Origin of the sequence: Acinetobacter legionensis, from assembly GCF_048551735.1 — a bacterium.
Taxonomy (GTDB): Bacteria; Pseudomonadota; Gammaproteobacteria; order Pseudomonadales; family Moraxellaceae; genus Acinetobacter.
Genome location: NZ_JBIMBV010000125.1, coordinates 1 through 234 on the forward strand (window position 1 = coordinate 1; position 234 = coordinate 234).

Genomic DNA, 234 nt, shown 5'->3' on the forward strand with positions numbered 1-234 from the left:
ATGCCTTGGAATGAAACTCTTTGAATATTGATATTTGCTCTGCGCTTAAATCAGCTTTAGCCTTTCTTTTTACAGCCTGTGATTGAGCGTCTTTGATACGTTTACGCTCTTTATCACTCTGTCTTTTTGCTTCAATCTCAGCTTCAGTTTTAGTTCGCTTAGGTTTTAATTCTTTCTTAGCCTTAGCCTCTACAATTGCTGCGCCCATAATCTGTTTCATGTGCGATTGAGCAT

1 protein-coding gene is annotated in these 234 nt (G+C 38.5%); it reads right to left on the bottom strand.

Annotated elements, in window-relative coordinates; genetic code table 11:
- Positions 1 to 208 (bottom strand): hypothetical protein (locus ACG9ZL_RS21345; RefSeq protein ID WP_419361939.1); only part of this gene is annotated, 208 nt, incomplete at its 3' end.
- Positions 209 to 234 lie beyond the last annotated feature (26 nt).